Source organism: Aeromonas enterica, from assembly GCF_054052465.1.
In genome coordinates this window covers 101,202-118,232 of the sequence record NZ_JBSTYL010000006.1, presented here as the reverse complement: position 1 = coordinate 118,232, position 17,031 = coordinate 101,202, and the positions used below count along the sequence as shown (strand labels likewise).

The 17,031-nt window shown below is 61.5% G+C and carries 15 protein-coding genes and 1 tRNA gene; 9 read left to right on the top strand and 7 right to left on the bottom strand.

Going from position 1 to position 17,031, the window contains the following annotated elements; genetic code table 11:
* Positions 1–90 precede the first annotated feature (90 nt).
* The 5 genes from nirB to mgtE all read left to right on the top strand — a co-directional run bounded on the left by nirB (position 91) and on the right by mgtE (position 6,803).
* Positions 91–2,637 (top strand): nitrite reductase large subunit NirB, encoded by a 2,547-nt coding sequence (nirB, locus tag ACW5XD_RS09150; protein WP_456494630.1) that lies wholly within the window; start codon positions 91–93, stop codon positions 2,635–2,637.
* On the top strand, positions 2,637–2,954 hold the full coding sequence (gene nirD / locus ACW5XD_RS09145) for a nitrite reductase small subunit NirD (RefSeq protein ID WP_456494698.1): 318 nt from the start codon (positions 2,637–2,639) through the stop codon (positions 2,952–2,954). Before nirB ends, nirD begins: the two co-directional genes overlap by 1 nt.
* Positions 2,955–3,005: 51 nt before the next feature.
* On the top strand, positions 3,006–3,818 hold the full coding sequence (gene nirC / locus ACW5XD_RS09140) for a nitrite transporter NirC (RefSeq protein ID WP_456494629.1): 813 nt from the start codon (positions 3,006–3,008) through the stop codon (positions 3,816–3,818).
* Positions 3,819–3,830: 12 nt separating this feature from the next.
* Positions 3,831–5,237, top strand: a complete 1,407-nt coding sequence (cysG, locus tag ACW5XD_RS09135; protein ID WP_456494628.1) for a siroheme synthase CysG — start codon at positions 3,831–3,833, stop codon at positions 5,235–5,237.
* A gap of 141 nt (positions 5,238–5,378) precedes the next feature.
* Positions 5,379–6,803: a magnesium transporter gene (gene mgtE, locus ACW5XD_RS09130; RefSeq protein WP_456494627.1), complete on the top strand. Its 1,425-nt coding sequence runs from the start codon at positions 5,379–5,381 to the stop codon at positions 6,801–6,803.
* A gap of 71 nt (positions 6,804–6,874) precedes the next feature.
* Here mgtE and ACW5XD_RS09125 read toward each other — a convergent pair whose 3' ends face one another.
* Positions 6,875–8,728, bottom strand: a complete 1,854-nt coding sequence (locus tag ACW5XD_RS09125) for a methyl-accepting chemotaxis protein (protein WP_456494626.1) — start codon at positions 8,726–8,728, stop codon at positions 6,875–6,877.
* A 146-nt stretch (positions 8,729–8,874) separates the two neighbouring features.
* On the opposite strand from ACW5XD_RS09125, the gene rraA reads away from it, so the two are divergent.
* Positions 8,875–9,360 (top strand): ribonuclease E activity regulator RraA, encoded by a 486-nt coding sequence (gene rraA / locus ACW5XD_RS09120; protein ID WP_456494625.1) that lies wholly within the window; start codon positions 8,875–8,877, stop codon positions 9,358–9,360.
* Positions 9,361–9,629: 269 nt separating this feature from the next.
* Here the strand turns inward: rraA and ACW5XD_RS09115 are convergent, their stop codons facing one another.
* The 3 genes from ACW5XD_RS09115 to ACW5XD_RS09105 all read right to left on the bottom strand — a co-directional run bounded on the left by ACW5XD_RS09115 (position 9,630) and on the right by ACW5XD_RS09105 (position 12,163).
* Positions 9,630–10,304: a 7-cyano-7-deazaguanine/7-aminomethyl-7-deazaguanine transporter gene (locus ACW5XD_RS09115; RefSeq protein ID WP_005328443.1), complete on the bottom strand. Its 675-nt coding sequence runs from the start codon at positions 10,302–10,304 to the stop codon at positions 9,630–9,632.
* A gap of 133 nt (positions 10,305–10,437) precedes the next feature.
* A complete protein-coding gene (locus ACW5XD_RS09110; RefSeq protein ID WP_456494624.1) occupies positions 10,438–10,725 on the bottom strand; it encodes a DUF3630 family protein in 288 nt (95 codons plus the stop codon).
* 10 nt (positions 10,726–10,735) lie between these two features.
* Complete coding sequence (locus ACW5XD_RS09105) at positions 10,736–12,163, bottom strand: protein adenylyltransferase SelO (RefSeq protein WP_456494623.1); 1,428 nt, start codon at positions 12,161–12,163, stop codon at positions 10,736–10,738.
* 104 nt (positions 12,164–12,267) lie between these two features.
* On the opposite strand from ACW5XD_RS09105, the gene ACW5XD_RS09100 reads away from it, so the two are divergent.
* On the top strand, positions 12,268–12,567 hold the full coding sequence (locus tag ACW5XD_RS09100; RefSeq protein ID WP_456494622.1) for a c-type cytochrome: 300 nt from the start codon (positions 12,268–12,270) through the stop codon (positions 12,565–12,567).
* A 93-nt stretch (positions 12,568–12,660) separates the two neighbouring features.
* Here ACW5XD_RS09100 and recQ read toward each other — a convergent pair whose 3' ends face one another.
* Positions 12,661–14,484 (bottom strand): ATP-dependent DNA helicase RecQ, encoded by a 1,824-nt coding sequence (gene recQ / locus ACW5XD_RS09095; protein WP_456494621.1) that lies wholly within the window; start codon positions 14,482–14,484, stop codon positions 12,661–12,663.
* A gap of 133 nt (positions 14,485–14,617) precedes the next feature.
* On the opposite strand from recQ, the gene ACW5XD_RS09090 reads away from it, so the two are divergent.
* Together ACW5XD_RS09090 and ACW5XD_RS09085 are read left to right on the top strand one after the other, a co-directional pair.
* Entirely contained in the window at positions 14,618–15,082 is a 465-nt protein-coding gene (locus ACW5XD_RS09090) for a thioesterase family protein (RefSeq protein WP_021138466.1), read from the top strand.
* A gap of 122 nt (positions 15,083–15,204) precedes the next feature.
* Positions 15,205–15,732: an AbiTii domain-containing protein gene (locus ACW5XD_RS09085; protein ID WP_456494620.1), complete on the top strand. Its 528-nt coding sequence runs from the start codon at positions 15,205–15,207 to the stop codon at positions 15,730–15,732.
* Between the two features lie 332 nt (positions 15,733–16,064).
* Here the strand turns inward: ACW5XD_RS09085 and ACW5XD_RS09080 are convergent.
* Positions 16,065–16,141 (bottom strand) — tRNA-Pro (locus ACW5XD_RS09080).
* Positions 16,142–16,295: 154 nt separating this feature from the next.
* Positions 16,296–17,012: an MOSC domain-containing protein gene (locus tag ACW5XD_RS09075; RefSeq protein WP_456494619.1), complete on the bottom strand. Its 717-nt coding sequence runs from the start codon at positions 17,010–17,012 to the stop codon at positions 16,296–16,298.
* Positions 17,013–17,031: the final 19 nt, after the last annotated feature.

Below are 17,031 nucleotides of genomic sequence, written 5' to 3'. Positions count from 1 at the left end.
AGACACTTGATTTGCATCAATCGCCCCGTCCCTGCGACTGGGTAGCCTAGCCCCAGAATGATGTTTTATTACTCCAAACTAGAGGCAATCATGAGCAAAGTCAGGCTGGCCGTCATAGGGAACGGCATGGTGGGGCACCGCTTCATCGAAGAGTTGATCGAGCGGGCCGATCCGGACCGGTTCGAGATCACCGTCTTCGGTGCAGAACCGCGTCCCGCCTACGATCGTGTCCATCTCTCCTCCTACTTCTCCCACCACACCAGCGAAGATCTCTCCCTCGTCAAACCCGGTTTCTACGAGAAGAACGGCATCCGCCTGCTGCTCGGCGAAGCGGTGAAAAAAATCGACAGGGCGGCCCGCGAAGTGCATTCCAACAAGGGCACAGTGGTCGGCTACGACAAGCTGGTGCTGGCCACCGGCTCCTACCCCTGGGTGCCGCCCATTGCGGGCAGTCAGCACCACGAGTGCTTCGTCTATCGCACCATCGAGGATCTGAAGGCCATCCGCAGCGCTGCCAAGAGCGGCAAGAGCGGAGTGGTGATCGGGGGCGGCCTGCTTGGCCTGGAAGCCGCCGGCGCCCTCAAGGCGCTGGGTCTCGAGACCCACGTGGTGGAGTTTGCCCCGGTATTGATGGCGGAACAGCTCGACGGCCAGGGTGGCCAGCTGCTGCGTCGCAAGATTGAATCCATGGGCGTGCAGGTGCACACCAGCAAGAGCACCAGCGAGATCCTGATGCACGGCGGGCGCGACGCCCAGCACCGCCTCGCCTTCGCCGACGGCAGCCAGCTGGAAGTGGACGTGGTGGTCTTCTCCACCGGCATCCGCCCGCAGGATACCCTCGGTCGTTACTGTGAACTGGCCATCGCCGAGCGTGGCGGCGTAGCTGTCGACGATCACTGCCTCACCTCCGACCCCGACATCTATGCCATCGGCGAATGCGCCGCCTGGCAGGGCCGCTTCTTCGGGCTGGTGGCCCCCGGCTACAAGATGGCCCAGATCACGGTCGACCACCTGCTCGGTGGCGACAGCCGCTTCAAAGGGGCGGACATGAGCGCCAAGCTCAAACTGCTCGGCGTCTCCGTCGGTTCCATCGGCGATGCCCATGGCCGCACACCCGGCAGCCACAGCTATGTGTTCCAGGACGATCAGGCCGGCGTCTACAAGCGTATCGTGGTGAGCGAAGACAACAGTCGCCTGCTCGGCGCCGTGCTGGTTGGCGATGTGGATGACTACGGCAACCTGCTGCAGCTGATGCTCAATGCCATGCCGCTGCCGAGCCACCCGGACACCCTGATCCTGCCCGCCTACGCCGGTGCCAAGCCGACGCTAGGGGTGGATGCCCTGCCGTCCACCGCCCAGATCTGCTCCTGCTTCGACGTCTCCAAGGGCGACATCGCCCAGGCGGTGGCCGAGGGTCACACCACGCTGGCCGCCATCAAGCAGCACACCAAGGCCGGCACCGGCTGTGGCGGCTGCGTGCCGCTCATCAGCCAGGTGCTCAACGCCGAGCTGGTGAAGCAGGGCATCGAGGTCAACAACCACCTCTGTGGCCACTTCCCCTACTCCCGTCAGGAGCTGTTCCATCTGGTCAAGGTGGAGGGGATCAAGAGCTTCGACGAGCTGCTGGCCAGGCACGGACACGGCTATGGCTGCGAGGTGTGCAAACCGACCGTCGGCTCCATCCTCGCCTCCTGCTGGAACGACTATGTGCTGAGCCCGCTCAATACCCAGCTGCAGGACACCAACGACATCTTCCTCGGCAACATGCAAAAAGATGGCAGCTACTCCGTCATCCCGCGCATGGCCGGTGGCGAAGTGACGCCGGAAGGGCTGCTGGCGGTGGCCGAAGTGGCCCGCGACTACCAGCTCTACACCAAGATCACCGGCGCCCAGCGCATCGGCCTGTTCGGGGCCCAGAAGGACGATCTGCCCGCCATCTGGCGGAAATTGCTGGCGGCGGGCTTCGAGACCGGTCAGGCCTACGCCAAGGCGCTGCGCATGGCCAAGACCTGCGTCGGCAGCACCTGGTGCCGCTTCGGCGTGCAAGACAGCGTTGGCCTCGGGGTCTTCCTCGAGAACCGCTACAAGGGCATTCGCACCCCCCACAAGATGAAGTTCGGTGTCTCCGGCTGTACCCGCGAATGTGCGGAAGCTCAGGGCAAGGACGTCGGCATCATCGCCACCGATGCGGGCTGGAACCTCTATGTGGGCGGCAACGGCGGCATGAAGCCGCGCCACGCCGACCTGCTGGCCTCCGACCTGGATCGGGAGACCCTCATCAAGCTGATCGACCGCTTCATGATGTTCTACGTCACCAGCGCCGACAAACTGCAGCGCACCTCGGTCTGGCTCGGCAACCTGGAGGGCGGGGTCGACTACCTGCGCGAGGTAATCGTCGACGACAAGCTGGGGCTGGCCGACACCCTGGAGCGCGATATCCAGACCCTCATCGACAGCTACGAGTGCGAATGGTCGCGCACCCTCAATGAAGAGCAGGCGTTACAGCGTTTCAACCACTTCATCAACAGCGACAAGCGTGACCCGGACGTTCAGTTTGTCACCGAGCGCGACCAGCACAGACCAGCCACCCCGGCCGAGCGCATCCCCGTCTACCAGATCGAGGTGGAGACCAAATGATGAAATTAACCTGCCAACTCAACGACATCATGCCGGGAACCGGCGTGTGCGCACTCATTGAAGGTCGCCAGATCGCCCTGTTCCGCCCGAGCGCGGCGGCCGAGGTGTTCGCCATCGACAACCGGGATCCCTTCTTCGCCGCCAACGTGCTGTCGCGCGGCATCGTAGGTGAACACGAGGGTGAGCTCTGGGTTGCCAGCCCGCTCAAGAAGCAGCACTTCCGTCTGCGCGACGGCCACTGCCTCGAGAACGCCGCCATGTCGGTGCAAAGCTATCCCGTTGAAGTACGCGACCAGCAGGTCTGGGTCGCCGTCTAACACCATGCATATCAGGGCTGCCTGCGGGCGGCCCTCTTGAAGGAAACAAAGATGTATACCGACACCATCAACAAGTGCGCCGCCAACGCGGCCCGCATCAACCGCTTCGAGCGCAGCGACAAGCTCGGCTTCTGGCTCAGCTCCGCCATGGCGGGGGCCTATGTGGGCTTGGGCATCATCCTCATCTTCACTCTGGGCAACCTGGTGGATCCCAGCGTGCGTCCGCTGGTGATGGGGGCCACTTTCGGCATCGCCCTGACCCTGGTGATCATCGCCGGCTCCGAGCTGTTCACCGGCCATACCATGTTCCTCACCTTCGGGGTGAAGACGGGCAAGATCACCATGGCCGATCTGCTGCGCATCCTGCCGCAGACCTGGGCCGGCAACCTGCTCGGTTCCATCGCGGTGGCGCTGATCTACTCCTACGGCGGCAGCCTGCTGCCGGACGCGGGCAGCCTGGCCCACAAGGTGGCGCTGGCCAAGACCCAGGCACCGGCGCTGACCCTGTTCATGAAGGGCGTGCTGTGCAACTGGCTGGTCTGCCTCGCCATCTGGATGGCGCTGCGCACCGAGGGTGCCGCCAAGTTCATCGCCATCTGGTGGTGCCTGCTGGCCTTCATCGCCTCCGGTTATGAGCACTCGGTCGCCAACATGACCCTGTTTGCCCTCTCCTGGTTCGGCGCTCACTCAGACGCCTACACCCTGGGCGGCATCGGCCACAACCTGCTGTGGGTGACGCTGGGCAACACCGTCTCCGGCGCCCTCTTTATGGGCCTCGGCTACTGGTATGCCACCCCCAAGGCGGAGCGCCCGGTTGCCGTGAGCGACGCCACCACTACTGCCAGCCAGACCCAAACCGCCTGATCCGGAGGCCCCATGGACTACTTGCCCATCTTTTGCCGACTCGACAACAAACCCGTGCTGCTGGTTGGCGGCGGCGAAGTCGCAGAGCGCAAGGCGCGCCTGCTGCTGGACGCCGGTGCCCGCCTGACGGTGGTCTCTCCCGCGCTCGATCCTGAGCTGGCGGCCCTTGCCGACGCCGGGACCATCGATTGGCTGGCCGGTGAATTCGAGCCGGCGCAGTTGACGGGCAAGTGGTTGGTGGTGGCCGCCACCGATCGGCGCGAGGTCAATGCGCTGGTCTACCAAAGCGCCAATCAGGCTCAGATCTTTGCCAACGTGGTAGATGACCCGAAACGTTCCAGCTTCATCATGCCGTCGATCATAGACCGCTCGCCCCTGATGGTGGCCATCTCCTCCGGTGGCAAGGCGCCCGTGCTGGCCCGTCTGCTGCGCGAAAAACTGGAAGCCCTGCTGCCCCAGCATCTGGGCGCCATCGCAGCCTTCGCCGGCAGCCTGCGGGAGCGGGTCAAGGCCCGCTTCGCCAGCATGGGCGAGCGGCGCCGCTTCTGGGAGCGGCTGCTTGGCGCAGACCGGCTCGGTCAGGCGCTGGCACGGGGTGACAAGGCCTCGGCCAACCAGCTGGCCGACGCTCTGTTTGCCGAGGATGCCGCTGCCAAAGGGGAAGTGATCCTGGTGGGAGCAGGCCCCGGCGATCCCGGTCTGCTCACCCTGCACGCCCTGCGCCAGATGCAGCAAGCGGACGTGGTGGTCCATGACCGTCTGGTGTCGGACGAGGTGATGGCATTGGTGCGCCGGGACGCCAAACGCATCTTCGTCGGCAAACAGGCGGGCAACCACTGCGTGCCCCAGGAGGGGATCAACCAACTCTTGCTGGAGGAAGCCAGCAAGGGGCTGCGGGTAGTACGGCTGAAGGGGGGCGACCCCTTCATCTTCGGCCGTGGCGGCGAGGAGCTGGAGACGCTGGTCGGCAGCGGCATCGGCTTCCAGGTGGTGCCGGGGATCACGGCGGCGAGCGGCTGCGCCGCCTACGCCGGCATTCCGCTGACCCACCGCGATCACGCCCAGAGCGTGCGCTTCGTCACCGCCCACGGCAAGGGTGGCGCACAGGATCTCGACTGGCCGCTGCTGGCCAGAGACAAGCAGACCCTGGTGTTCTATATGGGGCTTTCCTCCTGCGCCGTGATCCGCGAGCAGTTGCTGGCCAACGGCAAGGCGGGCAGCACGCCGGTGGCGCTGATCGAGCGCGGCACCCAGCCAAGCCAGCGGGTCATCCGCGGCACGCTCGACCAGTTACCGGAGCTGGCCATCGGGGTGGAGAGTCCCGCTCTCATCATGGTGGGCTCGGTGGTGACGCTAGCCGACAAGCTCGCCTGGTTCGGTCAAGCCAGCGACCTGCAGCAAACGGTGGCATCCGCCTGATCCGGCGCTCATTGCGTCCTGTATTCCAAGCGCCACCTGAGGGTGGCGTTTTTACTGTATTTACAGTCATAACCTATTGTTTTGGGTCTGGTATCCTATGGGGAAGGTCATCCGGCCAACCGAATTCAGGAATTCTGTTTCATGTCTCTCCCCGTCAAGAACAGCGCCAAGCAGCGTGAACAAGACAGATCGCGCATTCTCACCCTGCTGCTGGCCGATGATGCCCTCACCGACAGCCTGCTGGATCCGCAGGGGGTGCAGGATGCCGAGCTGCGCGACCAGACCAGCGAGATCACCCGCCTGGTCAACAGCCTGCCCGCCGCCGACATCGCCGATGCACTGGAATCCCTGCCACCAGACGAGCGCCACGTGCTGTGGCAACTGGTGGATGAGAAGAAGCATGGCCAGGTTCTGGTCGAGGCCTCGGAGACTGTGTGGGACAGCCTGATCAGCGGCATGAGCGACAAGGCTCTGCTGCACGCCTTGCACACCCTGGACATCGACGATCAGATCTACCTCGGCCAATACCTGCCCCGCAACCTGATGGGCCGGCTGCTCACCTCCATGGCTCCCCCCCAGCGCGATCGGGTGAGAGAGGTAATCCGCTACGGCAAGCACACGGTTGGCGCCATGATGGACTTCGAGCTCATCACGGTACGCGCCGAGGTGAGCCTGGCGACCGTACAGCGCTACCTGCGCCTGCGCGGCAAGATCCCCGTCAACACCGACAAGCTGTTCGTCATTGACAGGCGCAACCGGCTGCAGGGGGAGCTGCCGCTCACCACTGTGCTGTTGCACAAGCCAGCGACCCTGGTCGCCGAGGTGATGGAGCGGGATCCGGTCACCTTCGATCCGGAGGACAACGACGAGGCAGCGGCCCGAACCTTCGAGCGGGATGACCTGGTTTCAGCCGCCGTGGTGGACGCCCGCGGCAAGCTGATGGGCCGCCTCACCGTCGCCGAGGTGGTGGATCTGGTGTATGAGGAGAGCGACACAGACCTGCGCCGGATGGGGGGGATCAGTGAGGATGAAGATGTATTCGCCCCGGTCAGCAAAGCGGTCAAGACTCGCTGGGCCTGGCTCGCCATCAACCTCTGCACCGCTTTCGTGGCCTCTAGGGTGATCGGCATGTTCGAGCACACCATTTCGCAGCTGGTGGCGCTGGCGGCCCTGATGCCCATAGTCGCGGGGATCGGCGGCAACACGGGCAACCAGACCATCACCATGATAGTGCGGGCACTGGCGCTGCAGCACATACAGGCAGGCAATGTCTCCTTCCTGCTGTGGCGCGAGCTGGGGGTGGCACTGATCAACGGCCTGGTGTGGGGCGGCACCATGGGGCTGGCTACCTATGCCCTCTATCAGGATGCGGCGCTGGGCGCCGTGATGACGCTGGCCATGATGATCAACCTGCTGGTCGCCGCCCTGATGGGGGTCATCATCCCCATGACGATGTCGCGTCTCGGCCGGGATCCGGCGATCGGCGCCAGCGTGATGATCACCGCCATCACGGATACCGGCGGCTTCTTCATCTTCCTCGGGCTGGCGACCCTGTTCCTCATCTAGCAAGAGCGAGTCGTCTCGATGAAAAAGGGAGCCTGCACGGCTCCCTTTTTGCTGTTCGGGGGGGCGGGCCGCTAGACCCGATACTTGGCCACCGCCTGATTGAGCAGCTTGGCCTGCTCGGTCAAGCCCTGGCTGGACTTGGCATTCTCCTCCGCCATCAGACTCGACTCCTGGGCGATGTCGCGGATGTTGTTGACGTTGCGGTTCACTTCATTGGCCACCAGACTCTGCTGCTCGATGGCGGCGGCTATCTGGGTGCTCATGTCCATGATGTGGGTGACATCCTGGGTGATCTGCCCCAGCAGATCGCCCGCCGTGCTGGCCTGTTCCGAGCTGCTGTTGCCCTGCTCGCGACAGGTCGCCATCATGCCTACTATGCTGCCGGTCTGCTTCTGCAGCGAGCTGATGATGCCGGCTATCTCCTGGGTCGACTTCTGGGTGCGGATGGCGAGACTGCGCACCTCGTCCGCCACCACCGCGAACCCACGGCCCTGATCCCCCGCCCGCGCAGCCTCGATGGCCGCATTGAGCGCCAGCAGGTTGGTCTGCTCGGCGATGCCGCGGATCACGTCCAGCACTGAGCCTATGGTCTCGCTCTCTTTCTTCAACTGGGCCACCTCCAGAGAAGAGCTCTCCAGATTGCCGGCCAGCGAGCGGATCTGGCGAACCGTGTTCTCGACCGCGGTGCGCCCCTCCATCGCCTTGTTGTTGGTGGCCTGGGCATTGTTGGCAGCCTGCTCCGTGTTGCGGGCGATCTCCTCTATGGTGGAGCCCATCTCGGTGGAAGCCGTCGCCACCATGTCGGTTTCCTGCAACTGGCGTGACGCCCCCTCGCTGGTGCGTCTGACGTTGCTGGAGAGGTGATCCGCCGCCTCGGTCAGGGTATGTACGCTCTGCTTCACATCGCCGATCAGATGACGAAAACCTCCCAGCATCACGTCCAGATTGCCTGCCAGCTGTGCCATCTCATCGGCCCCTTGCAGATCTATCCTGAGGCGCAAGTCATTGTCCTGACGGATGCGGTTGACTGTGTCGTTCACCCGCGAGATGGGCCTGTCTATGCTGCGGCCCAGCAAGAGGCTCATGATGCCGATGAGCACTATGATCACGCCGCCGCAGACCAGCATCAGACTGTTGAGGCGCGAAGTCTGCAGCACCAGCTCGTTGGCTATGTGCTGACCGAGGGTGGTGAAGCCTTGCTCGGTCTGATGCACCAGATCCCGCATTTGGTTGCGCAGTCCCTCATCCTCTTTGAGCCCCAGCACCTGCATGCCCTGCACCAGGGCGACGAAATCTTGCCTATATTGCTGGCTGGCCTGTTCCAGCTTGCCGCGATCGGCCTCCGGCAGGCTTGCCAGGCTCTCCTGGAAACTCTTGTGCAAGGTCTGGAAGCGATCCAGATACTGGATGTCGGAGCGCAGCATGAAGTCTTTCTCCGCCCGTCTCAGCTGCAGCATTGTGATGATCAACCCCTGCTGATCCAGCTGTTTGAGTCCCTCCTCGACCTGATGCACCGCCGCCCTCAGTCGACCATAAAGGCCATCTTCCGGCCCAAGCCCTATGACCTGCTGCTGCGCAACCAAGTCATTGAAGGCCTTGGCATAGGCCCCCATCTGCTGATCCAGCCGAGCCAGCTCGCCATGCACAGCCCCCAGGTTGTCATCGGCACTCAGGGTCTGGTCGAGCTTGTGAAAATCGGCCAGCTCCTGATTGAAATGCCCGACAAAGGCCAGATCCTTGCGGATCAGAAAATCCTTCTCGGCCTGCCTCAGGTGCAGCATGGCGATCTCGAGCTTGTTTACATTGCGCTGGGCCTCGGTCAAGTGGCGACTAACCTGATTGGAGTAAAGGAACAGACCGCTCAACACCAGCATGGCAACGGCCACCAGCGCTGTATTCAGAATCAACTTATGACGGATCAGCACGATGGACCTCTCACGAACAGGGAATGGACTGCATTGAGCTTATGCAGAAAACGCTGTCCCTGTTGTTGTTCAAGGAATATTCATTGAAATGCCAGTCCCACTCCTTATACTGGATCCCACCTGTTTCCAGCCGTGGATTTGACACTATGGAATACAACACTTCAGAACTGTGCGACATCTATCAGGACATGGTGGATGTGCTCGAACCCATGCTCTGCTCCTTCGGCGGCCGCGCCTCTTTCGGCGGCGTCATCACCACAGTCAAATGCTTCGAATCTAATGGCCTGATCCGTGACCTCGTCAAAGAGAACGGCGTCGGCCGCGTGCTGCTGATCGATGGCGGTGGCTCCATGCGCCGTGCCCTGATCGACAGCGAGATCGCCACTACGGCAGCCGAGAACGAGTGGGAAGGCATCGTCTGCTACGGCTGCGTGCGAGAAGTCGACATCCTGGAAGATCTGGATATCGGCATTCAGGCACTGGCCGCCATTCCGGTGGGCGCCGACAGCAAGGACGTGGGGGAGACGGATCTGCCGGTCAACTTCGGTGGCGTCACCTTCCTGCCGGATGATCATCTCTACGCAGACACCACAGGGGTGATCCTCTCCCCTGAGGCACTCGATATCGAGTAAGCCGAAATCAACATGACAATGGGAGCCTTGGCTCCCATTTTTTATGGCTGCAACTTGCTGAAAAAAATCAAAAAAGAGGGCCAGAAGAACTGGCCCTATAACTGGAAGCAATGTGAGCAATGTCGTGCCTTCACAAGAAGTCCATCACGTTGGAACGAATGAAGTCTTTCCCGGAAAACAAGTTAACAATAATCATTCTCATTTAACTAAGCAACCCTTATTTGCCAAAAATGCAAAAAAATTGACCACCGCTGGGGTGGTCAATATCGTCAGGCTTGGCGCGTCGCCGTTTGCAGGCTGGCCAATCCGGCCTCGCCCACCAGCTTGCGGCTGAGATAACGCAGCAAGACGCCGTAGAGAGGCACAAACAAACCAAGGCTTATCAGCAACTTGAATACATAGTCCACGGTTGCGATCTCGACCCAGTGCTCGGCCATGAAGGGATCCGTGCTACGCCAGAAGGCGATGCTGAAGAAAGCAATGGTATCCACCAGATTGCCAAACAGGGTCGAAGCGGCTGGCGCCACCCACCAGGCCCTGAGCAGCCGCAGCCGGTTGAATACCACCACGTCCATGAACTGGCCCACCAGATAGGCCATGAAACTGGCCAGCGCGATGCGCGCCACGAACAGGTTGAACTCTGCCAGGTTGCCCATGCCCTGATAGCTGCCCTCGAAGAACAGCACGGAGAGCGCATAGGAAACGGCCAGCGCAGGCAGCATCACGGTCTGGATGATCTTGCGGGCAAGACCGGCACCGAAAATCCGCACCGTCAGATCGGTGGCCAGGAAGATAAACGGGAAGCTGAAGGCACCCCAGGTGGTGTGAAAGCCGAAGATGGTGATCGGCAGCTGCACCAGATAGTTGCTGCTGGCAATGATCAGGATGTGGAACAACGAGAGGCGCACCAGCGCCGTCTGGTGCTGAGCAGGGGTCAGATTCATATTGTGACCTTTTTGGTTAATGGGGTTAGGGAACCCATACCGCCACCATTGGCGATAATTGAGGGGCGAGATTATACGCCCCCCAACTGATAGTTCAATCTTTATGCGGTTGATTGATGCTGCTGCCCCCTACTCACCCCTGATGCAGGCGGGCAAGCCAGAGCAGCACCTCAACATCGGCCGGCTGCTCCGCCGCCAGCCAGCAACCGCTGTAGTGTTCGTATTCGAGCCGAATGCGGCTCCCCTCGAACTCCAGCAACCAGCTGTGACGATCGGCGCCACACTCCCGCTTGAGCTCCACCAGCTCCCACTCCTGCAACAGGGCCTCGGCCAGAGTCGGAAAGCTGTCCCAGTCGAGCGCAGGGTTCACCAGCGTCACCACCCCTGCTTCATTGTCTATCTGCGTGATACCCCAGTTCATCTGCTGGTCCTCAACTGCTGCAAGAAAGCTCGCCACCGCAATACCACTGGGGAACCGGTGTCGCCAGGTCGTCATACTCGGGTTGTTCGTCATAGGGGTGCTGCAAGGCCGCAAACAACCGCTCGAACGAGGTCATATCTCCCGCCTCAGCGGCATCTATCGCCTGCTGGGCCAGGGCATTGCGCAGCACGTACTTGGGATTGATGGCATCCATCTGCCGCTTGCGGGCGGCATCCTCGCTTCCCTCCCGCACCAGTCGCGCCCGATAGAGCGCGAGCCACTGCTGCCAGAGCGCAGGATCCGGCAGCAGTGCCAGCAGGGAGGCAGGAAAATCACCCTGCTGAGTAACCTCACCTAGTCGGCGCAGAAAGAGGTGGTAGTCCACTCTCTGGCTCGCCAGCAGCCGGAACAGCTCGCGGAACAGCGCCGGGTCCTCCTCTTCCCACACCGACAACCCGAGTTTGGCGCGCATCAGCTCGGAGTAGTGCAGCATCAGCTGATGTTCATACTGGGCCAGCGCGGCGGCCAGGGCCTCGCCGTCCACATGGTCCGCCAGCGCTTGCGCCAGCTTCTGCAGATTCCAGTAACCCACCGCCGGCTGCTGATCCAGCGCGTAGCGGCCACCCGGATCCGAATGATTGCAGACAAAGTCCGGCACATAGGCATCGATGAAGCCGTAGGGGCCGTAATCCAGGGTCAGCCCGAGCAGCGACATGTTGTCGGTGTTCATCACGCCGTGGCAGAAACCGGCGGCCTGCCACTTGGCGATGAGCCGCGCGGTGCGCCGTACTACCTCGGCAAAAAGTTCGGCCCCGTTGCTCAGCTCGGGGAAGTGGTGACGGAGCAGATAGTCGATGAGAGCCGGGATCTTCTCCCCCTGACCACTCCAGGCGAAATATTCGATGTGACCGAAGCGCAGGTGGCTGGGAGCTGTGCGCAGCACTGTCGCTCCCGTCTCGACCTGTTCGCGGTAAACGGGCTCACTGCTCCCCACCAGCACCAGCGCACGGGTAGTGGGAATGCCGAGGGCATGCAGCGCCTCGGAGGCGAGATACTCGCGGATGCTGGAGCGCAACACGGCGCGACCATCGCCGAAACGGGAGAAGGGGGTCTTGCCCGCCCCTTTCAGATGCAGATCCCAGCCCTGACCATCCGGTGCAAGCTGCTCCCCCAGCAACAGGGCGCGGCCATCACCGAGCCGCGGGCTGTAACCACCGAACTGATGACCCGCATAGACCTGGGCCACCGGCTGCATGCCGGGCAGCGGCTGCCCCAGCCCACAACAGGCAAGCCAGTCTGTTGCGCCGACATCGCCCAGTCCCAGCTCGTTCAGCAGACTGTGGTTGAGGTGCAGCAAGCTAGGCTCGTGCAGCGGCTGGGGGGCCACGGGCTCACAGGCCCAGGGCAGTTCGGTGGCGAAAGTGTTGATCAGCTTCATGGTAGTGCGATTCGTCCCTGCGTATGCTCGTGTCACTCTTTATACCGCCGTCGGCCGAGTTCGGCTAACAGGCGATCGCGCTATTTCATTTCAAGGAGAAGAAGATGCAAAGATGGCTGGGCGCCCTGCCCCTGCTGATATTGTTGTGGGGACAGGCCCAGGCGGCCGACATAGAGGCGGGCAAGGCCAAGGCGGCGGTCTGCTCCGCCTGCCATGGGGTCGAGGGCAAGGCACTGATCCCCAACTATCCCCATCTGGCCGGCCAGAATGCCGCCTATCTGGTGAAACAGCTGAAAGCCTTCAAGGAGGGCAGTCGCAAGGAACCCTTGATGCTGCCCTTCATGGCGCCGCTCACCGAGGCCGACATGGAGAACCTGGCGGCCTATTACGCCAGCTTGAAATAACCCGCCTTACCCAGACAACCCCGGCCCTTCCCTTGCAAAGAGGGGGTGTAAAAGTGCCCCTCCATTCTTGAGGAGGGAGGCCGGGGTCACTGCCTACCGCCGGCAGTAGTCGATGATAAGGTCCATAAAGGCTTCACCGAAGCGCTCCAGCTTGCGATGCCCGACGCCGTTGATGGCCAGCATCTCAACCTCGGTCATCGGCATCAGCTGGGCCATCTCCACCAGGGTCGCATCGTTGAACACCACGTAGGGCGGCACCTCTTCATCCTCGGCGATCTGCTTGCGCAGGCCACGCAGCTCCTTGAACAACCGCTTGTCGTAATTGGCATTGTCGAGCAGGCCGTTGCGCTTCTCCTTGCGACTGGAGATGGGCTGCAGCCGTGGCACCGCCAGTTCCAGCTTCATCTCGCCACGCAGCACGGGGCGGGACGCCTCGGTCAGCTGCAGCACCAGATTGCGGGTGATGTTCTGGGTCAGCAGCCCCTTGTGGATCAGCTGGCGGATCACGCTCATCCAGTACTCGTGGCTCTGATCCTTGCCGATGCCGTAGGTCGACAGCTTGTCGTGGCCGTGATCCTTGATGCGCTGGTTGAGAGAGCCGCGCAGCACCTCCACCACGTAACCCACCCCGAAGTTCTGACCCACCCGCCAGACGCAGGAGAGCGCCTTCTGGGCATCCTCGGTGCCGTCGTAGCTCTTGGGCGGATCCAGACAGATGTCGCAGTTGCCACACGGCTTGTCGTTGTATTCACCGAAGTAGTTGAGCAGCACCTGGCGACGGCAGGTCTGCGCCTCGGCAAAGGCCGCCATCACGTTGAGCTTGTACTGCTCAACCTGCAACTGCTGGGGGTTTTCTATGTTGTCGAGCAGGCGGCGCACCCGGCCTATATCGGCGGGATCGTACAGCAGCAGTGCCTCAGCCGGGGTACCATCACGGCCGGCCCGGCCCGTCTCCTGATAGTAGGACTCGATGTTCTTGGGGATGTCGTAGTGCACCACGAAGCGCACGTTCGGCTTGTCGATACCCATACCAAACGCCACCGTCGCCACCACGATCTCGATGTCATCCTTGAGGAAGGCATCCTGGGCCTGCTGGCGCTGGGCCAGGGGCAGACCGGCGTGGTAGGGCGCGGCCTTGCTGCCGTGGCGGGAGAGGCGCTCGGCCACCTCTTCCACCCGATTGCGACTGGAACAGTAGACGATGCCGCAGTTGCCCTTCTGGCTCTGCACATAGCGCAGCAACTGCTCCGCCGCCTTGAACTTCTCCACCAGGCTGTAGCGGATGTTGGGCCTGTCGAAGCTGGCGGTATGGATAAAGGGATCGTTGAGCTCCAGCCGGTGCAGCATGTCGCTCCGGGTCGCCTCGTCGGCGGTGGCGGTGAGCGCCACCACAGGCACTTGGGGGAACCACTGCTTGAGCCGCCCGAGCGCCGCGTATTCGGGGCGAAAATCGTGGCCCCACTGGGAGACGCAGTGCGCCTCGTCGATGGCGAACAGGCCGAGCGGCAGCTCCGCCAGCCGATCCATGAATTCATGCTGCAACAAGCGCTCGGGGGAGACGTAGAGCAGCTTGATCTCGCCGCGACGCATGGCGGCAAAGTTCTGGATCATCTCCTCCCGGCTCAGGGCCGAGTTGATGTAAATGGCCGCCACACCGTTGGCGCGCAGGCTGTCGACTTGATCCTTCATCAGCGAGATAAGCGGGGAGACCACTACGCCCAGCCCGGGTCGCAGCAGCGCCGGTATCTGGAAGCAGAGTGACTTGCCGCCACCGGTGGGCTTGAGCACCATGGCATCGCGTCCCGCCACTATCTGCTCGATGATCTCCAGCTGGCCCGGCCGAAATTGCTGGTAGCCGAATACCGCCTGCAACAAGGCAAGTGGTGTATCGGGCAAGGTTTCGGCAATGACGGTCATGGGCTCTCCTTTGGGGTCGCCATTCTAAAGCAGCCGCCGCTCACAATAAACCTGCCATTGCGACTGTTAAGGAAGTGTTGCAGACTGGCTGGAGTTTTTACTCGGCTTTGATGACAGGGATCGGTATCAGAGAATGAAACACATGCTGAAGAAGATGGCGCTCAGTGGCATTGCCAACCTGTTCGCCGAGCGGATGCCTTTCAACAAGCTGATTGGCATGCAGGTGACCCACTACGACTTCGAGAAGGTGGAGTTGCGCATCAAGATGGATGACAAGCTGATCGGCAACCCCTTCCACAACATCTTGCACGGCGGCGTTACTGCCAGCCTGCTCGACGTGGCCGGCGGCATGATAGTCGCCGCCTCTTGCATCGACGAGCTGGAGGACTTCTCCCCCAACTACCTCAAGGAACGCTTCTCCCGCCTCGGCACCATAGATCTGCGGGTGGACTACCTGCGTCCGGGCCGTGGCAACGAATTCATCGCCACCGCCCACATCATCCGGGCGGGCAGCAAGGTCGCCGTCGCTCGTATGGAGCTGCACAACGAAGAGGGAACCCACATCGCCTTCGGTACCGGCACCTATCTGGTGGGCTAACTCACTCATTGCATAAAAACCACGCTGCTAATCTGATTTTAATCATTAGAATCGTTACCCCTCTGTCGCCCACGGGTCCATACTGAAATTCGGGATTGTATGCAGAGGGAGGATTGCAGGCGATGAGTGCGAAACTGGCCACCAAACCATCCAGAGCCTTGTTGACACAGCTCGAGTCCATGCTCGACGAGGTGCAGACACCCGAGTGTCGCCACTGGCTGGAACAGGAGCTTGAGGGATACTCTCTCTGTTCGCCCCTGCCTTGGTATCGCATCGTAGCCTGTCGGCAACGCGGTCACTTCTTGGATCTGAAGACGGGAAAATATTTGACCTGTCATATCAACAGTCAAACGCTATGCCAACGCGATCTGGCCCAGATTCAGTTCATCTACGCCCGTGAACCCGCCGCCCATTATCTACTGCAACGCAATTCCGGTATTGAACCCTGGCCAGAACAGCTGCTGGAAGATTATCAGGAGCAGTTGATCCCCGGCCATTTATGCCTGCAAGCCTGGCATGAGCCCGTGTTTTCATTACGTTCACAACTGATGGAGGGAATCGAACATTTCATTAGTGAGTACCCCAAGCACGCGGCCTTGCAACCTCAACACAGCTTCAAGGCATTGCGGCATCAGCACTGGCATATCTGAGTAAGCGCCTGGCGCGCAAGGAGGGCACCATAGACAAGACCCATAGCGAAATTGCCACAATCTAGAGTGCCGGAGTCAGGATCAGACTCCACCCTGGGCCACCGAGCGGTGGCCCTTTTAATGTCTGCGCACCACGACGGCAACCGGACAGATGAGCAAGAAAGTCGCAGCGGCATCGATAGGCCACCACCAGCAACCAGCAACCAGCAACCAGCAACCAGCAACCAGCAACCAGCAACCAGCAACCAGCAACCAGCAACCAAGATATTCCGTACCGGGATCGGTAAAATCCAGATGCGAAAAGGCCGCTCATTGAGCGGCCTTTTCTAATATGGTCGGTGTGAGAGGATTCGAACCTCCGACCCCTTCGTCCCGAACGAAGTGCGCTACCAAGCTGCGCTACACACCGATGTCTGCGGGGCGAGAATTTACCTAATGCCCCGACATGACACAAGCCTTTTTTTTGTTTTAAAGGAAAAAAATGGCCGTTCGTTCAACTATTCAGCGCTTTGGTGCCGGGTTCACAGAAAGGGCGCAAGGGCGTGACATTTTTCCAACCCATTCTAGGGAAGCTGAAATTCGTCCGGCCCCAGCAAGCGGCGACGCCAGTCGGCCACCACCCCATGTTCCAGCCAGTTGGCCGCATGTTGACGCCAATTGGGAGAGAGCGCTGGATTCTCCAGCAGCAACAGCAGATCCGCTTCGTCCAGTAGCTGATTGAACAAGATATCGGCAGTGCGTTTCACCGTCAGGGCGGGATAGGGCCTGTCGACCAGCTCCATCGCCTCCTGCGGTGCGACCGTTCCCTCCTCCAGCACCCGCAACAGCCAGCCACAACGGCCATTGAGTTGCATCACCTGTGACATCTGGCCATAGCCGAAACGCTGGTTGAGCTTGAAACAGGGGGATCTCGGCTGACTTATCTGGATTAGCGCCTCACCAAGTCGATAGACATCGCCGATGCAGGCCTGCGCCTCGGTCAGTCCGACCCCGGACATATTCTCGCCAAAGGCGGCGGGTTGCCAGGGGGTGCGGGGGACGGCAAGTCCCAGCGCCGTTTGCCAGTTGTGCCACCAGGGGTAATGTTCTGCAGGGTAGTAGTGCAGTGCCCTATCAGGGCCGCCGTGATGGCGCCGATCGCTCTGTTCATCTCCCTCCAGGCCAGAAAAACTGCACCACAGGGGGTTGCCTGCCACATGCTTGTCGATGGCACTGACGAGAGCGGGAGCCAGTTCGGCATTCATCTCGGCGCTCTGGCCGATAAAGAGGGAGATCCGCATTCCATTCTCCTGACAAATG